The sequence below is a fragment of the Caldiplasma sukawensis genome (genome assembly GCF_052315375.1).
GTDB lineage: Archaea > Thermoplasmatota > Thermoplasmata > Thermoplasmatales > Thermoplasmataceae > Cuniculiplasma.
The window spans coordinates 25,463-44,616 of the sequence record NZ_JBLSDG010000007.1 but is presented as its reverse complement, the minus strand read 5'-3'; the positions used below and the strand labels follow the sequence as shown (position 1 = coordinate 44,616).

General features: G+C 35.4%; 18 protein-coding genes. 10 read left to right on the top strand and 8 right to left on the bottom strand.

What is annotated here, in order from left to right; genetic code table 11:
• The first annotated feature begins 135 nt into the window (after window positions 1–135).
• Entirely contained in the window at window positions 136–1,089 is a 954-nt protein-coding gene (locus ACNF4Z_RS05030; RefSeq protein WP_458328152.1) for a hypothetical protein, read from the top strand.
• Complete coding sequence (locus ACNF4Z_RS05025; protein WP_458328151.1) at window positions 1,089–2,198, top strand: Cdc6/Cdc18 family protein; 1,110 nt, start codon at window positions 1,089–1,091, stop codon at window positions 2,196–2,198. The genes ACNF4Z_RS05030 and ACNF4Z_RS05025 overlap by 1 nt, the downstream gene beginning before the upstream one ends.
• Here ACNF4Z_RS05025 and ACNF4Z_RS05020 read toward each other — a convergent pair.
• Genes ACNF4Z_RS05020 through ACNF4Z_RS05010 form a run of 3 tightly spaced genes read right to left on the bottom strand, consistent with a single transcriptional unit; the run spans window position 2,195 to window position 4,846 of the window.
• Entirely contained in the window at window positions 2,195–4,204 is a 2,010-nt protein-coding gene (locus ACNF4Z_RS05020) for a type B DNA-directed DNA polymerase (RefSeq protein ID WP_458328150.1), read from the bottom strand. The genes ACNF4Z_RS05025 and ACNF4Z_RS05020 overlap by 4 nt on opposite strands.
• Window positions 4,173–4,421, bottom strand: coding sequence for a hypothetical protein (locus ACNF4Z_RS05015; protein ID WP_458328149.1), 249 nt, complete (start codon window positions 4,419–4,421; stop codon window positions 4,173–4,175). The genes ACNF4Z_RS05020 and ACNF4Z_RS05015 overlap by 32 nt, the downstream gene beginning before the upstream one ends.
• Window positions 4,397–4,846: a hypothetical protein gene (locus ACNF4Z_RS05010; RefSeq protein ID WP_458328148.1), complete on the bottom strand. Its 450-nt coding sequence runs from the start codon at window positions 4,844–4,846 to the stop codon at window positions 4,397–4,399. The genes ACNF4Z_RS05015 and ACNF4Z_RS05010 overlap by 25 nt, the downstream gene beginning before the upstream one ends.
• A 118-nt stretch (window positions 4,847–4,964) precedes the next feature.
• On the opposite strand from ACNF4Z_RS05010, the gene ACNF4Z_RS05005 reads away from it, so the two are divergent.
• The gene (locus ACNF4Z_RS05005) at window positions 4,965–5,474 is read left to right on the top strand and encodes a DUF367 family protein (protein WP_458328147.1); all 510 of its coding nucleotides are present in this window, start codon (window positions 4,965–4,967) and stop codon (window positions 5,472–5,474) included.
• Here the strand turns inward: ACNF4Z_RS05005 and ACNF4Z_RS05000 are convergent.
• The 5 genes from ACNF4Z_RS05000 to ACNF4Z_RS04980 form a co-directional block, all read right to left on the bottom strand.
• Window positions 5,440–6,867 (bottom strand): metal-binding protein, encoded by a 1,428-nt coding sequence (locus ACNF4Z_RS05000; protein ID WP_458328146.1) that lies wholly within the window; start codon window positions 6,865–6,867, stop codon window positions 5,440–5,442. The two genes, ACNF4Z_RS05005 and ACNF4Z_RS05000, sit on opposite strands and share 35 nt — an antisense overlap.
• Entirely contained in the window at window positions 6,851–7,882 is a 1,032-nt protein-coding gene (locus tag ACNF4Z_RS04995) for a DUF1611 domain-containing protein (protein ID WP_458328145.1), read from the bottom strand. The genes ACNF4Z_RS05000 and ACNF4Z_RS04995 overlap by 17 nt, the downstream gene beginning before the upstream one ends.
• Window positions 7,879–8,832 (bottom strand): pyridoxal-phosphate dependent enzyme, encoded by a 954-nt coding sequence (locus ACNF4Z_RS04990; protein ID WP_458328144.1) that lies wholly within the window; start codon window positions 8,830–8,832, stop codon window positions 7,879–7,881. The genes ACNF4Z_RS04995 and ACNF4Z_RS04990 overlap by 4 nt, the downstream gene beginning before the upstream one ends.
• A 478-nt stretch (window positions 8,833–9,310) precedes the next feature.
• Window positions 9,311–10,066, bottom strand: a complete 756-nt coding sequence (locus tag ACNF4Z_RS04985; RefSeq protein ID WP_458328143.1) for a D-aminoacyl-tRNA deacylase — start codon at window positions 10,064–10,066, stop codon at window positions 9,311–9,313.
• Window positions 10,067–10,110: 44 nt separating this feature from the next.
• Window positions 10,111–11,310, bottom strand: a complete 1,200-nt coding sequence (locus ACNF4Z_RS04980; protein WP_458328142.1) for an MFS transporter — start codon at window positions 11,308–11,310, stop codon at window positions 10,111–10,113.
• A 173-nt stretch (window positions 11,311–11,483) separates the two neighbouring features.
• On the opposite strand from ACNF4Z_RS04980, the gene ACNF4Z_RS04975 reads away from it, so the two are divergent.
• The 7 genes from ACNF4Z_RS04975 (at window position 11,484) to ACNF4Z_RS04945 (ending at window position 19,131) form a co-directional block, all read left to right on the top strand.
• Complete coding sequence (locus ACNF4Z_RS04975) at window positions 11,484–12,428, top strand: respiratory chain complex I subunit 1 family protein (RefSeq protein ID WP_458328141.1); 945 nt, start codon at window positions 11,484–11,486, stop codon at window positions 12,426–12,428.
• A complete protein-coding gene (locus tag ACNF4Z_RS04970; protein WP_458328140.1) occupies window positions 12,425–13,072 on the top strand; it encodes a hypothetical protein in 648 nt (215 codons plus the stop codon). The genes ACNF4Z_RS04975 and ACNF4Z_RS04970 overlap by 4 nt, the downstream gene beginning before the upstream one ends.
• The gene (locus ACNF4Z_RS04965) at window positions 13,069–14,388 is read left to right on the top strand and encodes a proton-conducting transporter transmembrane domain-containing protein (RefSeq protein WP_458328139.1); all 1,320 of its coding nucleotides are present in this window, start codon (window positions 13,069–13,071) and stop codon (window positions 14,386–14,388) included. Before ACNF4Z_RS04970 ends, ACNF4Z_RS04965 begins: the two co-directional genes overlap by 4 nt.
• A complete protein-coding gene (locus ACNF4Z_RS04960; protein ID WP_458328138.1) occupies window positions 14,389–15,549 on the top strand; it encodes an NADH-quinone oxidoreductase subunit D-related protein in 1,161 nt (386 codons plus the stop codon).
• Complete coding sequence (locus ACNF4Z_RS04955) at window positions 15,546–16,181, top strand: NADH-quinone oxidoreductase subunit B family protein (protein WP_458328137.1); 636 nt, start codon at window positions 15,546–15,548, stop codon at window positions 16,179–16,181. Before ACNF4Z_RS04960 ends, ACNF4Z_RS04955 begins: the two co-directional genes overlap by 4 nt.
• Complete coding sequence (locus ACNF4Z_RS04950; protein ID WP_458328136.1) at window positions 16,178–17,983, top strand: hypothetical protein; 1,806 nt, start codon at window positions 16,178–16,180, stop codon at window positions 17,981–17,983. Before ACNF4Z_RS04955 ends, ACNF4Z_RS04950 begins: the two co-directional genes overlap by 4 nt.
• Window positions 17,984–18,081: 98 nt before the next feature.
• Window positions 18,082–19,131, top strand: a complete 1,050-nt coding sequence (locus tag ACNF4Z_RS04945) for an NAD(P)-dependent alcohol dehydrogenase (protein ID WP_458328135.1) — start codon at window positions 18,082–18,084, stop codon at window positions 19,129–19,131.
• Window positions 19,132–19,154 lie beyond the last annotated feature (23 nt).

The window sequence follows — 19,154 nt, the reverse complement described above, 5'->3', positions numbered from 1 at the left end:
ATACCTATATTTTTATCCATAATTAAATTTTCACAATAGGGAGATTTATTTTAAAAAAACTTATAAAATAATTCATTAATAAACTATTAAAAATATAAATGAAAAGTTTAATATCTCGATCCTACATAACTAATTATGGAAGAGATAGTTAAGGCCATAATAAGGTCATGGAACTGGCCTGGTCCGTCAGATTTTGACTCTTCTGATATACCAACTCCATATCTGATATCCAAAAGGATAAAAGTTAACTACATCAAGATTAAGAATGAGTGGGATAATCTTTTCAAAATAAAATATGTGTTAAGTCTTCACATAGTTCCAACCTCAAAGCTTTCCGGAGATGGTCTGATAGCAATGGAATCAGATCCCAGGCTTTCAATTCAAGAGATGGAAAACATTATGGAAAATCTCGACTACGTTGACAGAATAAGTGTGATGAAAACTTACTTTTCAAAGGGAAAATTCAGTATTTTAAAACAAAATACCTGGTACACCATATTCAGATTAATTAATCACAAAAAAGAATTTTCAGAGGTAAGGGAAAGAGATATATTATCAATGGTTCCTGAGGGATGGAAGAAAATGTATGAGTTCTTCCAAATCTATAAGATACCTGAGATAAAGGGAAGCAAGAGAAACATTCTGGCATCAGTTCTTTTTGAAGATATTTATAAAAAGAGTTTAAAAGGGATATCCAAGGAGGTTAATAAAAGTCAGAAAACAGTAAAGAGATCACTTGACGATTTTCTTTCACTTGGTTACATTAAGTTAGCCCCAAATTTTAATCAGGAAGATATTTCTGGATGGTTCATTGTATCTGCAATATTTCATTGTGAATCAATAGAAGATATGCATGAAATCATGTTTAAGATAAATGGGTCTCAAAAACTTAAGGAACACTATCTTACTTACAGCCTTGACAATATTTTCTTCGAAGTCATGTTCTATTATGAAAATTTTAAAACATTTGACTTAATAGTAGAGGAAATAAAAGATAATTTCAATGATTTCGCCATATTTGACAGAATTTACACATCATATTCAAAAAACGCAAAGAACAATCTCATGAAAATAATACCAACACAGTAATGATAAGATACAGGGAAGGTCTGGATTTCAGTTACGTCCCTGAAAAATTAAAATTCAGGGAAACACAGATAAACATGGTAGAGAATCTTTTAATTCAGCCAGCGCTTTCAGGTATTGACAACAATATATCATTTTACGGTATTTCTGGTACTGGAAAAACTGTGACTGCAAGATATTTAATGAAGAATTTTCATCAGAACATGTTTTTTCTATATGAAAATGGAGCATCATTTTCCACCATAAAATCACTTCTTATACACTTGCTTGAAAAAAACGGCATGGTTATTTACAAGTCAAGTCAATTTCCAGAGATATTCAACGGCCTAATCAGACTGGAGGAAAAAACAAGAAAACCTCAGACCATAATAATTGACGAGGCAACCAATCTAATGAAATTCGACAGGGATGGGATATACAATCTTCTAAGGTCTCACGAAATGTACGGAGCTCACATTTCAGTAATATGTATAACAATGGAAGATCCTGCCCTCTTTCTCACCCAGCGGGAGAGAAATTCACTTGGGCTATTCTCCATTCTTAATTTTCCAAAATACACCACAGATGAGATATTTGAGATTCTAAAGGACCGGGCATCCCTTTGCCTTTCAGAAAGATCATATGATGACGACACCCTCCATTATATAAGTGAGGTTTCTTCAACCTTTGGGAGTGCACGTGTTGCAATTGAACTACTCCAGAAATCAGCATTCATTGCACGTGGACGCGGTTCAGATTTCATTGAAACAGAGGATGTCAGAACAGCCCAGTCAACTATCAGCCCATACATAACAGAAAGCAAGCTTGCTGGTTTATCCTTTGAGGAACTTGTGATACTTTTGACTGTTGCCAGATCACTTGAAAACTCCTCCTATGTAGAATTTATGAAGGTTGTTTCCAGTTACAGATCATTTGCAGAACTATATGGAATTAAAGAAGTGAGTGAAAGAACAGTTTACCGCATAGTATCGAAACTTGAGAATCTTGGAATATTAGAAAGCAGGGTAATGGGTAAGGGCTACAGAAAAGGTGTTGAAAAGGTACTGGCAATAAACGATGTGCCCACATCTGTACTTGCAGAAAAAATAGAATCAATTCTTTCAAAATATTAGGTAAAATCATAAAGGGTCATTTTTTTATTTTTATATGGACTTGAAAATTCAACTATCTGATCTACAGGTTCAAAGGCCCTTAAAAGAAGATTTCTGTAATAAACAGTATCTATCTTGTGTGCATTTTCTGGAAGGTCTACGATCCTATTTTTCTTGTCAATTACAACTCCACCCTGAACATCTCCAGGCTGAATATCCATGTGAAGTTCCCTGATCCTGTTTCCAAACGTTTTCTGAATATTGTTCACGGCATATTCCTCCGGATGTCTTGATATCCTGAAATTTATTTTGTAATCGTCAACAGGTAGTGAATTAAGTTTTTTCATGTAATATCTTTTCAATTCCTCTATTCTGTTTCTTTTATTCCATATTTCATCAACAGTCCTGCATTCTGAAAGTATTGCAAACGCATCACTCTGAAATTTTTTTACAATTGGGGGAGAATCATGCCTCCTCAGTTCTATACCCCTTACTTTGATCTTTCCATCATATGACAATCCTGCATACCTGTTAAGGGCCCCTGTACCGTTTTTGCTCCTGAAAAAACATATCCAGAAATATTTACCATCAACCACTATATCTATGCCGGTCTCATTTTTTATTGCTTTCAGTAATGAATCAATGTCTCCTGAGCCCTTGAGCCAGAGAGAATCCACTATACCATGTATGGTCTCAAAACCGAATTTCAGGGCCAGTTTCATGGTTTTTCTCAATATTTCCCTTCCTATACCTGTTATTGCTTCATGGGCCTCAATTCTACCAAATTTCGCATTTTTATATCCGGTATAACCGAATGAGGTCAGAAGCATCCATTTAAGTGCTTTATCCCTCATCATGTAAACTTCTGAGATGGCCCTCATTGATTTATAGAGTAGTCTTCTCTCCAGAAGAGTTTCAAGTGCAGCTGAAAGGAACCCCCTTTTTTTTCTGTTAATTTTATACATGGTACCATTTTCAGTTATATGATCAGAGATTTCCAGTGTTTCAGGGGAAATATTATAATTGACAATTATACTTGGGTACATAGAAGAAAAATCTATCTCATAAACGTCTGAATATATTCCAGGTTCAGGTTCAAGCACTGATCCTCCTGCATCCCATAAGCTCAGAAATTGAGCAGTTTTCTCCATTTCATGATCGTCCTTGTGCCATGGTATGAGAATTCCATGCCTTATTGCGTATGCCTCCTCAAGGGCAGATACTGCACTGCCGCTTGTGATTGAGGCAATTTTTTCAGGTGGAAGAAATGAAACCCTGCTTGTTTCAATTAGTCCTGAAATACCGGATTCCCTCAGAACGAATGAATCCATGTCTATTGCAATCCTGTCTTTTATGAATACCTTGCCGTTTCTGCTGTATACCCTTCCGTATGATCTGTAGCTCTCCCCTCTGTTGAGTGTTCTTGCAATATCCATGTGAAAAATTGTCTCGGCAATTTTTACGAGATTTCTGAAAAAATTATTTCTGTTGTTGTAAAAGATGAATATGTTTCTATCTATCTCATCAAGAATCTGCATTATGGAATCGTAATCAATTTTCATATGATCTGAATCGTTTATTCTTATTGTCTGCGGTATCCCATTTATTGACTTCCCGGATATGTAAACTGAAGGATAATGGTAGTCATCATCCAGTAGGGATTCGTTATTAAAGAATGTCAGATCATTTTCGCACATGTATCTTAGCACAGGATCTACATCAGCGTTGTAAATCCTGAACTTTCTGTTTTCACCTATGAATTCAACCGCATTGCTTGTTTTTTTAAGAAAGGATGGGGAACCATGGATTTTTATGCCGATTTTTTCCCCATATATATCATTCATTTTTTCCCATTGAAATTCAAAGGAGCTTTCATCCAGCTGTCTGCCCAGAAATTCAAGATCATATGTGTCACCTGTCACAAAAATCCATGTTCTGTATTTTTTCTTCCTCTTCCTTATATTTTTGCCATCGAAAATCCAGAGAGTTATTTCGTCAGTCCCTCGTGCATTTATTATCTGTTCCACTGATTTCACCATCCTCATCAAATGCCAGACACATTAGCATCATGATAAGTTCAGGCCTCGTGTGAAAGAACTGTATTATCTGAACATTTTTTCTCAGGTATGATATGTATTTCTCAAGCTTCTCTGACATGTGGTTTCCAAGCAGATCCCTGTTATCATTTATTTCGCTGAGCATCTGATCGAATATCTGCCTCATGCTGGGAACAGTTCTTCCCATATGAGACCACTCCCTCCCTTTATGAATCTGGTTGGTATTCTGGAATCGAAGAACTTCTCCATCACACTTGGAGAACCAACAACATTGAGAAAAATAATGTTACCGGAATAAAGTGATTTCATCCTAATGATCCATTGAATGGAATCTACTGTCTCATATTCCCACTCATCCATGACCTCAGACCTCAGCATTATGAAGTAGGCCATATTGTTGCTTTCCATAAGAATCCTGGAGAGCTGATAGCTCGTGAGAATTCTCTGTATTCTAATTCTGGACAGATCAAGGCCATAAAACACACTCTGTGGATCAATTTGAAAGCCCTCCGAGACCAGTATCTTTACATGGTCAAATTTATTTAAGGCATTCTCTATCATATCACGCAGAATTTCGTACTGTACGGCTTTTGTTCTTATTATCCTGAACATTGACATCAAGCTTTCAAGATATTATGCTCTTATAATCAAGACTGTGTGCCTGGCAAAATGAATAAATGATACCTTTGCCTGAATTTACCGGAAAAACTTAAATCAATATTAAATGTATATGTGGGGAAAATTGAAGATATTTTACATAGACCTGAGACAGGACGATCCAAAAAAATCCACAATGCGAAAGATTGAAAAATTTTCACTTGCAAAAAGAATACTTCCAGACAGAGTAAAAAACAAATTGATACTGAAATTCTCCGCAGAGCATTATCTCACTTTTAAGGACAGGGAAATAATTGAAAAACACGGTATATGTGTGATCGACGGGTCATGGAATCTTGGTAAGCTGATGGATGAAAGAAGGTGGAAAAATGAGAGAAAAATACCTCCACTTGTGGCATCAAATCCAGTAAATTATGGGAAAGTTTCAAAATTATCCTCGGTGGAGGCAATTACAGCTTCACTTATGATCACAGGATTTTACAGAGAAGGTATTGAGATAATGGAAAAATTTAGCTGGGGCCACACATTCATTGAAACAAATGAAAATTTAATAAAAGATTATGAAAAATGCAGGGATGATAGTGAGATTACTGAAGTTGCAGAGGAGTATGGCCTTCTGTGAACTTTTTCCAGTAATTATCATTGTGAATGTAAATCCCGCTTGCATATGATGATATTATATTGAATATTCTTTCTCTGAACTCTTCTGGAATCCTTTGAAAAGGAACCGTTTCATCAGGAAGTATGTGAATACCATCAACATGAGAATCCTTGGGTACATTTCCATCAAGAACTGAGAGAAGAAATGAGACTTCATCAGGATCCAATCTTATTTTTGAATTCCCTATTAAGGATCTGATCTCAGAAGGTGGTGAATAGTAAATTTCAGACTCATCAGCCCCAGCATAGTTAAGAAAGAGTCTTACACCCACACATTTAGAGCATTTCCCACACGGAACAACCTTTCCATTCTCATAATGGCATGAATGACAGGACCTCTGCAGAAGATAAAGATGATGATACCTTTTTACCAGTATCTTTTCAATCAGGCACCCGTAAATATTATAAACTGCAGAGTTAAGATCACATTCTATGCCCATTGCTTTCAGGAAATTTGAAAAATCCTGCTGAAAGTCCACAGATTGATCATAAACACCGGCATAATGTTTCAGGCCTTTAAATGTTGAAATTTCAAATGGATCATCCATTTCATTGCCCATCCAAATATGTGAATAACTGTACTTTATTATGGCAGGTATGAGGCTCACCAGATATACTGGAAAAATAAACAGCTGAACAGGATAATCATCTGCCCAGGAAAATGCGACCTTTTCGTTCAGAATCCTCATGGATCTGTTCATTCTGTTATAAAATCTGTCCAGATCTGACCAGACCTTAACAGCCATTCCAGTTTCATTTATCCTGTCGTACGAAGGTTTGGCAATTTTCCAGTGTCCGCCTGACTCATTGAAAAAAAATGCCTCCGTGTTTTCCTTTATTTCTGAAAGAAGTCCAAATGTCATAAGGCTCTCCTTTCCGCCTGAGAGCATGACCACTGATTTTCCCATCCCTTTCATTTCATATGTGTCATCGCTTATTATTTTGAATTCCAGCTTAGTTTTTCCATAGCTGTTTTCCTCTGTTATATCATTATGATCTGGAACAAATTCATCCTTGAAGAAACTCCATCTCTTGCTGCACAGTCTGTTTACAAAAACCTCCCTGTTGTTTATTTTCAAGAATTTTTGTATGTATTCAATCTGATTCTTATTAACAGGAAAATTCATAACTATTTTTTCAGTAAAAATGCCATAATTTATCACTGGAAAAAGTCCCATTAACCCTGCCAGATTCTCATCAAAATAAACAGGCCTGTTATATCTGTATCGTATAATGTACTGATTATCATCCACCTGGATTTGAATTCTTGCTGAATATTCATCAAAATAGAGAGGTTTTATGGTAATAGTATTAAAGCATCTGATTTTTTCAATATAATCATTGTACTGATTCAATTATATCCCCTATTCTTCCAAGATCACCAAGAGGGTTGAATGCAGGTATTCCCGTATCTCTTTCGATTTTTTCCATAGCCTCTTCCACTTCCTCCTCTGTCATATTTTCCTGATTGATTGATATGCCAATGACCTTTCTGTCGGAAAGCAACTCAAGTATTCTTATATATTTTTCAAGTGGTGGAATTTCGATTGGTTCAAAACCATCAAAATATTTTCTTTTTGGGGCGTGCTGTATTATTATTGCATCCGGTTTTCCGGCGGCAATTATTTCAAAGCTTCCAGGATATGCAGGATGCAGTACAGAACCCTGACCTTCAAGGAACATAAATTCAGGCTTTTCACTCTTATAAGCATCAACAATTGTCTTCTCAATTCCACCTGCAATAAAATCGTTTATCATTGCATCAATCACAACAGTGTGTTCAAAACCCTGCATCCAAGCTGTCTGGCCAGTTCCTATCATCAGGGATTTTCTACCCCTTGAAATCATCTGATTATTAAGATAAACTGCGGTTGTTCTTTTTCCTATTGCTGAATCTGTTCCTAGAACTGCGATCTTTTTAGATTTAACATTGAATATTTCACCGGTGAAGAAATCCCTTCTCATCATGAACATCTTTCTAACGTCTATTATTTTCACATTATGTTCTCTGGCAAGTGAAGAGAATTCACCATCATCTGAAAGAAATTCATGCAACCCGCTTACAATATTTATTCCTTTTTCAATTGCTTCAGAAATGTAGATCCTGTATTTTTCAGGCAGAATACCGCCGTCTGTAGCAACTCCAACTATTAATGTATCCACTCCTGTTTTAATGGCCTCATCCACAGTTGAAATTATTTTAATTTCAGGTTTTGCCTTCTTAATTATGCTTTCTATTTTCTGTCCCTTTTTTGTACTGTCAATGACACATTTGATCACATATCTGTTTGAGTATCTGCACAGACCGTTTGCAGTCTTTCCATATGTGTTTCCAAGGACACCTTCTGCAAGAATCACTGCGTTGCTCATTTTGATCTACCTGTAAGTACTACAACTGAGTCTGAGTTAGAAGGCTTTCTGAATCCAATCTTATGTATGGCAGCAAGCGCAGATGCTGAAGCGGGGAGCGGTTTTATACCCTCTCTGCTTTCTATCAATCTTGCAAATTTTATCATCTGCATGTCTTTGATGCCAATAACTGCCCCCCTGGATTCATATATTGCATTGAGGGCTCTCTGACCATCAAGGGATCTAAAGGCAACAAGAGGCTCATTTGTTGTGGTTTCAACTATTCTTGACGGCTCCAGGTCCTGTATCCTTTTGTACCCATGTTTCCACGAATAAAGAATGGCGTTTCCCAGAGAGGTTGTGGAGCCAATCATCTTTGGAAGTGCCTTTATTTTACCTGTTCTGTATAGTTTTTTGAAACCATTGAATATACCTGCAAGTGTGGTTCCATTTCCAACAGGAACTGCTACATAGTTTGGTGACCTGTTGAGTTCGTCCACAATTTCATAGGCTATATTTTCATAACCCATAAAATCTATGTAAGAGTTTTCTGAACCAGGAGAACTGTCGTACCAACCGTTATCTTTGCTCAGATCCCTTACGTATTCAACAAGGTCTTCATATTTCATTGGTTTTATGATCACATCGGCCCCGTTTCCCATTATTTCCAGTGATCTTTCATTGGAATAGAATGATGGTATTGCAACAATAGCCTTTATGCCATAAATTGATGCATAATATGATATTGATGCACCATAATTTCCGCATGTGGCTACAGAAATCGTATCATAACCCTGTTCTATTGCACGTTTAACATGCAGTTCAGCAATCCTATCCTTTTGTGTTCCTGTAACGTTAGCACCCTCAAATTTAAAAAAAACATTTCTCAGCTTCAGTGACTTTTCCACGTTGAGAGCTCTAAAAAAGGGCGTAGCTCCAGGAGGTTTTTCCTCTTCCAAAGTCAATTCCATCTCTTATTTTCACCAAGCGTTAAAGCTTAGATGAGATATGATCAAACAGTATATAAGTTTTAATTAAAATTTAAAAAAAAAATAAAAATTAGGGACTATGTGTTTTCAATAGTTTATAAAATTTTAAAATCTAAAATTAAAAATAATTTATAATAAATAATATATGTAAAATTTTCATAAATAAAATCAGGTGAAAACATTTACAAATATTGTAAAACAAAAGATTTTTTGGTAAACACTTAAATTGAAATATAAAAAATTGAAAAATACACACAATAAGGGAAAAAAAGAACTTTTTAAAATAAATATTTTTTATATATTAATTATCATTTATTTAGATATATAATTTAATACTTTTATCATATAGAGGAATTAAGTGTTGTTATTTTTTCCTTAATTTTGTTGATTCTTTAGAATCAATTTATGATTTTTTATAATATTATTTTTTCTTAATATATTATGTTGAAAAATGATATTTTTATATTTTTATGACTTCTGTTCCAACATTATCTGCCGCAAGTGCTATCTTTTTAAAACCCTCTGAATTTGTTCCCTTTTTATCCACTAATATGCCTTTGCATTTTTCTGTCTTGTTAAATGCCTGAATTATTTTATCGTGAGATATTTCCTGCAACCTGAATTTTGAAATAATATGTCCAATTGAAGCATTCTCATTTTCCATAATATATTTAGTAAATTTTGTTGCATAATGACCCCCTCCTGCACCTATAAAATTTTCCGTATTTTTCTTTATAGTGTTTTTGAAGCCACTTAGGAGGGCTTCAAGAGCTTCAGGGTCATTCCAGTTTTCTGGTCCAGTTCCAATTTCTGCAAATACCAAAGGCACATGGCTTCTTGGTCCATGGTGTGTGGCTTCAAATGTTATTTCATATCTGTTTCCCTTATAATTATTTATTATATTTCTCAAAACTGAGGTTTGAAGAGAAGGATTTGAGGGCGCAAGTTCTCCAGGCACTCCTCCAAGATCTGCAGCAGAAAAATTCCCCACAGGATGAACAGTTATTGAATTTATCTTAGCCTCTGATGAATGCCTGCTTAATAACACAATATTATCAAATTTTCTGTCAATCTTTTTCTCAGGGAAATCAAAGAATATGGGTCTTTGATCCATTTCAAAGAATTCAAAATTCTCATTTCTGTTATTTTTGAAATAATTGAATAAGGTAAAGCTTGCCTCATCATTTTTCGATCCTATGAATAAAATTTTTTCCATCTCAATTCTTCATAATTCCATATTTCTTATTTTTTACCCTAAATTCAATTTAAAGACACTTTTAGTTTAAGTTTTTCGTATTTCGATAAAATAAACATGATTAAGGAAATAATAAGTACAACAGTGCCTATTGCAATCCAAATATAGCCATAATTTAGTGTCTCTGTCTCGATATATCCAGAGATGGGTGTTCCAATTATGGTTCCTGATGAAATTATCATTAAGCTAAGACCAGAGTACATACCAATCTTCTTTTTTGGTGCCATTTCAGAAACAACAGAAACAAAAATTCCATTCCATCCAATACCATTCATTCCCAATAAAAATGATATAAAGGTGAAAAGATAGAAGTTATATGGAACAAGAAAATATAAGTAAAGTGAAATTGAGGAAAAGAAGATAACAGCGGACATGGCATTTATTTTATTTCTGAAAAACCTTATTGAAATCCAGGACCATGCTATTCTTCCCACAAAGGAACCAATGAAAATGAAACTTAACATGATCTCTGCATCCAACTGGCTGAAACCCCTGCTTACAGCATAGAGAATATTGTAGGTCAGGATTGATTGCTGGCACCATGACATAAAAAGACTTAGAACAGAAAATACCAGAAAATTTCTGTTTTTAAAAGTTTCAAATATATTTCTGAAATATTTTTTAAATTCAAATTTTTCCCTTATTGGATTTTCCCTGTTTTTTGGTATTATTAACATAAATATTATTGAAACTGCAATGAAAAATATGAAAGGGTAGGAAAAACCAATTTTTGAAGCTACCACAGGTATTGCAATTGCTCCCATCGCCGCTCCCACAGGAACACCAGATTGCTTTAGACCCATTGGATTTGTGTGGTTTGGAAAATATGTATCCATTACAATCTTATTTGTGGCGGGGGTGATGATGCCATAACCCAATCCTATAACAAAGTAACCAATAACAAATGTTGAGTATACATATGAGAAAAAGGCTATTGCTGAACCAGTAAGCATGAGGGCAAATGCTATCACTGATGCTCTGTATCCTCCTAGATTGTCAACAAAATAGCTCACAAAGATTGACATTATTGAAAGCCCAAGGAAAATGGAGCTTGTAAGAAGACCAAGGAGTGTTGAATTTATAAGAAAATGAACCTTTATATCCCTGGATAAAGGGGAGTATGAACTCTCTATGAAATTTCCAAATGTTATGATTGCAAGAGTTTGAAAAGCAACCCCTGCACTTAGGGATTTTCTGGAATTCAAGGTACGAATATCATAATGTATTATAAAAAGGATAATTCTAATATGGTAGAGATTTCTTTAAACATTTGGTTCCAGATAAAATTAAATACCGAATTTCAATCTGCCCCTTGTGGAATGACGTCTCCACGATAATTGCCGAAAGGATGATGACGTCTGTTTCATAGGGTGCTGATATGTGGTATTCAAAGATCGTGGAGACTCTCGAGCAATTCATATTTGTAATTTTGTTATCCCCGCTTTTCACAGGGTTGTTAAACAATATTAAGGGTAAATTAGAATTCAGGAAAGGTCCACCTATATTTCAGCCCTATTACGATATAATCAAACTTTTCAGAAAGGAGACGCTTATTCCAGATAACTCTTCCATAATATTTCTCTATTCTCCATATATGGCCTTTGCAGTCTATCTTCTTATTTCACTCATAATACCTGTGGTGATTCCTGTTCCAATTTATTTCACGGCTTCAGCAGATTTTCTCGGAGGAGCGATTCTCTTTACACTCGCAGGTTTTATAAAGGCAATTGGTGCCATGGACTCTAAAAATAACTATTCTGCAATGAGTGTTGCAAGGATATCTTCATTTGGATTCCTCTCTGAAGCCACGCTCATAACTGTATTTTTTTCCGTATCACTTCTTTCAGGTACAAACAATCCTTATGTTGAGAATAATATCCTATTCAATTCACCAGAGTCCTACCTTAATTTAACCCACATATTTTCTCTGGTTGCTTTTTTCATGTTATACATATATGAAACAGGAAAGATCCCAGTGGAGTCAGAGGGAACCATGGAGCTTGGAATGATAGATTCAGGAATAAATTATGAATACAGTGGAAAGCTTCTTGCCATAAACAAATGGTCATCATCAATCAAGGCATATCTTCTTGGGGCAGTTCTCATCAATGTTTTTCTCTTCCCTTATTTCAATTTTTACAATTTTCCATTTATTCTGATTGATCCTGCAATAATTTTTATAAAATTTGTAATACTTGTAATAATAATCGCAATTATAGAAACTGCTTTTGCAAAGTTAAGGCTTTTCAGAATAGTGGATTTTCTTGCAACAGCATTCACATTTTCACTTCTTTTCCTTATATTTGCGGAGGTTATTAAATGAATAGTTTTGAAAATGTAATATTCCTTCTGAGCAGTGCAGTGGCAGTTAGTGCCTTTTATATTCAGGGACAGGAATTCATAATACCAATGATAAGGGGACAGACAATACAATCAATAATCATAGGTATAATTTCAATAATTCTGTCATATGTATTCTCAAACCCAGATTTTCTCATACTTGGCATTCTCATCATACTTTTAAGGGGGGTTCTTATTTCAGAAATACTTGTCAGCAAAATACCCAAGAATACAAAATATATCTATGAAGAAAATGTTAACCTCTCATATCTGTTCCTGGTAGATTTAATATTCATAACTTTTTCATCTTTAATTGTATTCTTTGTTGTTTTTGACAGTATAAAAATTCAGAATATCAACGTGGGTCCAGTATACATTTTGATTTTTCCTTTTCTCCTTTTTTTCCAGGGTCTGTTTCTAATAATCTCAAGGAATGTTACATACACACAAATAATAGGGTATATAGAGGAGGAAAACTCCCTTGTTCTTTTCGGAATATTCCTTTTCTCCGTACCCCTTGTGATTGAGCTGAGTGTATTTCTTGACATCATCGTTCTTGTTATAATATCGTCAGTGGTTGTTAAGGAAAAATTCAAACACGAAAAGGTGGAGGAGTTAATAGGATGAACTACTCATATATTCTTCCATATTTTTTGATATTGCTTCCTGCTACCCCCGTTATTTCATACAGGTGGAAAATAAAAGAGCACTCTTTAATTGCTGGTATCCTTAACATTTTTATCACATTTCTAATTTTCCTGAATCTTCCATATAAGAATTTATTTTTCATTGATCATACAACCATAATTTTCCTTTTCATGGTGAATTCCATCTATGTTCTTTCACTTCTTTATTCCTTTTATTATATGAAAGATAATCAGGATACTACTATCTTCTATACACTCATGGGATTTTTTGTTTCAGCCATGATTTTTTCCCTTGAAATCAACAACTATGGACTTGAATGGGTAGGAATTGAAGCCACAACAGTAACATCTGCACTACTAATTATGCAGGAGAAGTCAGAAAATTCAATTGAGGCTACATGGAGATACATAATTATTGTATCTGCAGGAGTTACCTTTGCCTTTTTTTCAGTCATTCTAATAAATTATTCTATGAATTCCCTCATAATCACTCAGGATATTTCAAGAGGCTCCTCCAGTCCCATAGTAATAATTGCAATTGGGATTGCTCTGCTTGGATTCGGGACGAAAGTTGGAGTATTTCCAGTTCACACATGGCTTCCTGATGCACACAGTGAAGCTCCCTCACCAGTCAGTGCAATGTTTTCTGGAGTTCTTTTACCTGTGGCTCTCTATGTCCTTTACAGGTTCTATGAAATACATCCTCTGGTGGAACTTTATTCAACAGTTGCCATCATTTCACTTGCAGCAGCAACAATCTTTCTCGGTTCACAGATATATTACAAGAGAATGTTTGCCTATTCAACCATGGAGAACATGTCCCTTGCCCTACTTGGTATTTCAATTGGTGGTTATGGTATCATTGGTGCCTTTGTTCTTATTCTGGCACACAGCTTCGGAAAATCTGGCGCTTTCTTTTCCTCAGGAAGCATAATGAGATCATACGGAACCAAGAAAATGGATGAGATAGGGGGGTTATACAGAAAGATGCCAATTACATCAATAGCTCTTATTATGTCTTCATTTGCGGTTACTGGCTCTCCACCATTTGGTATATTTGTTGGTGAAATTCTCATAATGTCTCAGCTTAATTTCCTTAAAATGTATGTTCAATTGGCAATTGTAGGTCTCCTGCTTGCATTGAGTTTCATTTCAGTAAACAGGAAGGTCTCTGGGATGGTTTTTGAGCAAAAAGATGCAAAAATTTCTGAAAACGTAAATATGGGCATCATAGGTGTAATATCGGCCTCCATATCACTTTTGATTGGTATCATATATATAATAATGGTGACATAAATGAATTATTTTGAATTTTCGGAAGAAGTGGATGAAATAAGGGGTATAACTGAATCTTTCATTGTGGGAAAGAAAAAAATATCCAGAAATACTTTGAAATGGGAAAATGAGGTAAAAGGTGAAAGGGATATACTGTTTTCATATGGCCCATCCACCGCCGGATTGATGGAATCAATAGGTTTTCGTTTTTTAACTCCTGGGGAAAAGATAAAGGATACGTCGATAGATTACAAATGGAAGGAGCGAACACTGAATATCAAGGGAAAAAATGTATCTGACGCAATAATGTATATTGAGAGGATGAATGGTGTACATGCAATATCCAATTCTATTGCATTTATCATATCATGCTTGGATGCAGCGGACATTGAAATAAAAGAAGAAACAAAAGAATCATTCATCATGATGATCGAGATTGAGAGGATAAGAAGTAACCTCATTGTTATAAAGAGGTTATGTGAATCCGCATCCCTTTCTGTACCCATGTATGAATTATCCTCTCTTATAGAAAAAATATCCCGGATAATAGGAAAACATTTTGGCCACCGCTATTTTTTCTCCTATATATTTTCAGGAAAGATGGTAGAAACAGAAGTGCTTGTGAATGAAATTGAGGAAGTTGTTGATGAATTTGTTGAAATATATTCAATTCTACTGGAATCAAAAATATTCATCAACAGGCTTGTCAGAAATGGCATAATCAAAAAAGGAATACTCATAGGGCCAGCTGCCAGAGGGGCAGGAATACCTGCTGATGCAAGGTTTGATTCAATGTCACTTAAATATGAACACATCAGAATTGTTAAGGAAAACTTTGGGGATGCCTTTGCAAGATTTCTTGTAAGATCAAGGGAAGTGATGGAATCAATGGAAATCATAAGAAATCTGCATATTAGATCAATTCAGTTGAATAGAATGGAATTAAATCCAAAAAATATTAAAGGACAGGGAGCTGCAAGGATAGAGGGGCCAGCAGGAGATATATTCTTTTTCACTGAATTGGAAAATGGTAAATTGAAAAACGTAGAATATTCCTCAGCATCATATATCAATACACTGTCATTCAAATCATCCATGTCAGGGAATATTTTCACAGATTTTCACTTCAATTGGGAGAGTTTTGGAATATGGGTATCTGAAATGGCGGTGAATTTCCAATGACGGGCTTCTGGCCTTCGAGGGTTTTAAAAAAAGGTAGGGTAGTGGAAACAAGGGATGAAATGAAGAGAGAATCCAGAGTTATGTGGCCCTCACTTCTGGAGCGTACTTCCAATGGTAATGTTGAATGCCCCACAAATGCAATAATTGATGAAAAATGGTTTGGTGAAAGGTGTATTTTTTGTAGAAGATGTGATGGATTGTTTTCTCCAACAGAAAAAGGTGCTGGTTATGAAATTACGTCAATAAATCCATTTTTTAAAAAATCCCTGTACATTTTCCCTCTTGACACAGGTTCATGTGGTTCATGTAATGAGGAACTTCATCTCATCTTTTCTCCTCAATACGATGCAAACAGATTTGGAATATTTATGGCCGCAACTCCTAGGCATGCTGATGTAATATTTGTGATGGGTGTGATCAACGAAAGAATGCGGGAAGTGCTGGAAAGGGTGATTGAGGCTACTCCTGAACCAAAAACTCTGGTTCTTTCAGGAACTTGTGCCATATCTGGAGGAATAATGGGGGAAGGTTTTTCAGGTAAATTTGAAAATATTGTGAAAATATTTGGATGCCCGCCCACGCCGGCAAATATAATTGAAGCTTTAATTGAATTAAAGGGAGGGGAGAAATGAGTCAAATTGTCATTTTTCTATCAATTTTCCTTTTAATTTCAATTATATCATTATGGAAAAAGAATGTTGGCTACATACTGATCTTTATTTTTTCAATATTTTTTCCCATATTCACATACAGCAATTCGATCTACTGGTATTTCATATTGATTTCATCAACTGTATGGGCAATAACATCATTATACTCAATTAGATATGGAAAAAATTTTGGAAGATTTGTTCCGGCAATGTTGGGTCTCCTGCTTTCCGGGATGACCATGATCCTTCTTTCTTCCACTTATGCTGAACTAATAATAGGTTGGGAACTGATGTCGCTTCCCGCTTATGGCATAATAGGTGTTGAAAGGAAAAAAAATCACCCTGCATTTGTATTCATATTTTTCAGCGAGATCAGCCTTATATTAATAATTCTTGGATCCATATCTTCTGTTACCTATGTTTCAAATTTTTTTACCCAGCCAATTTTACCACAAACAGAGTCCATTGGTTTTCTTCTCATAATAATAGGTTCCACAGTGAAAATGGGAATCTCACCATTCATGCTTGGGGAATGGTTTCCAATTTCAAGGGGGGACATACCTTCCAACTTTGCAGCAATAATGAGTAGCACAATGACCCTGATGGGGGTTTTTACAATATTTCGATTTATCATAATTTCCCAGGGGAATCCATATTACCCGTACGCCGGTTTCCTCCTGATATTCATGGGCACATTAACTGTGATTTTTGCCTCAATGTATTCATATATATCTGAAAACTTCAAAGCTCTGGCAAGTTTCAGCACAATTGAAAACCAATCAATTCTGGCAATATTTCTTGGTCTCATGGGAATAAGCCTGAATAATTATATTTTTTATTTTGCGGAGTATGGTGTTATAATATTTTCATTTGCACATTCAATAGCAAAAATGGGAGTTTTTCTTTCAATTGGGTCTACAGGCGGTCAGGAATTTTCCCATAATGGAAATGGTGGGTCAGGAGTCAAAACAGCTGGGACAATTCTTTCAGCCGTATCATTGAGCGGCCTTTTTCCAACTTTGGGAGGTATTGGTACATGGATGTTCCTTGAGTCAATGTTCATGAATGCATATCTTTCTTTGCAGAACAGCACTGGGATTGCTACATTTTCAGGCATTGTTTGTATTATCAGTGGCTCAATCGTGGCAATGTCAGAGGGGATGATATCTGGTGCAATGATTAAGTTAATTTCTTTTCTTGGAATATTTTCAAAAAATACTAGGGAAAAACCAAATTTTGAGCATTACATCATAATGGCAACTGGAATATTATTGATTTTACTTTTCATTTCAGTACAATTCATATTACCGCCGGTGTTCATTGGGGGATTACCATCAACACTGGTTTTAACAGGATTTTCCATAGAATCTAAGTTTTCATCTGCCGATTTTGGTCTCATATCACCTGTCTACATTTTAACCATAATCTCATTTTTTTTCATAATGGCAATCCTTTTTATGAAAAGACCTTTGAAGACAAGAAGGGTATCACAGTGGAATACAGGAACAGTTCTCACTGACAGATATACCTCATATAATTATTCAACAAACATAAGGTTGATGCTTAAAAAAATTCTAAGAACAAATGAACAGACGGATGGTAACTATGTAACAATCATGGATTATTTAGTCAAGTTTTCTGAATATACTGGAATACTTTACACAAGAATTTCAAGAAAAATAAACAGAACAATAATGAACAGTTCAATAAGCTGGTATATCATTTATATGATTATTGCATTCCTAACAGTTCTCATAATCACAATTTTATTGTACGTAAAATAAAATGTATTCATAAAAGCACATACAATTATATTTTTTAAAACAGATTTACAATGAAGAATTTTAATAAAAAGTTAATAACTTTCTATCAATTATAATATATGTTAAAGGCAACAGGATACGCAGTAAAGGAGAAAGGACAAAAATTTGAGAGAATTGAGTTTGAAAGAAGAGATCTGGATGAGAAGGACGTTTTAATAAGAATTGAATACTGTGGCATATGCCATTCCGACATTCATACTGCAAGGGATGAGTGGGGAGGAACAAGATATCCTGTAATTCCAGGACATGAGATAGTGGGAATAGTTGAAAAAGTAGGGTCGTCTGTGAAGAAATTTAAACCTGGAGACAGGGTCGGTGTAGGTTGCATGGTTGACTCTTGCGGTGAATGTGATTCCTGTAAAAAAGGTTATGAGCAATACTGCAGACAGGGTGCAACATTTACTTACAATTCAAGGGATAAGAAAACAAAAGGTATCACATATGGTGGATACTCAGATAAAATAGTTGTCACAGAAGATTTTGTATTGAAAATGCCAGAAAATCTGGATTTTGCAGCCAGCGCACCTCTGCTGTGTGCAGGAATAACAACCTATTCACCGCTTAAATTCTGGAAAGCAGGACCTGGAATGACTGTAGGCGTAGCAGGTTTGGGTGGACTTGGTCACATGGCCGTAAAAATAGGAAAGGCCATGGGCTCCAGGGTCGTGGTATTTACAACATCAGAAAAAAAAGTTGAGGATGCAAAAAAACTTGGAGCAGACGATGCTGTTCTTGTGAAGGACAAGGATGCAATGAAAAAATACGGCAGTACCATTGACATAATGATTGATACAATACCAGCTGTCCATGATCTTTCTTCTTACCTTCAACTATTGGCGCTTGAGGGCGTTCTTGTGTTCGTGGGACTTCCAGAGAAGGGTCAGACATATACTCTGAGTGCAAACAATCTGGTTCATTTAAGAAGATCTGTTGCAGGATCAAATATTGGCGGAATACCTGAAACTCAGGAGATGCTTGATTTTTGTGGGAAACACAACATTGTATCAGACATTGAATTGATTACACCTGACAGGATTGACGAGGCATACGAGAGAACTGTAAAATCAGATGTAAAATACAGATTTGTCATAAAACTTGGAAACAATTAATTTTTTCTTTTTTTGAGTTCATT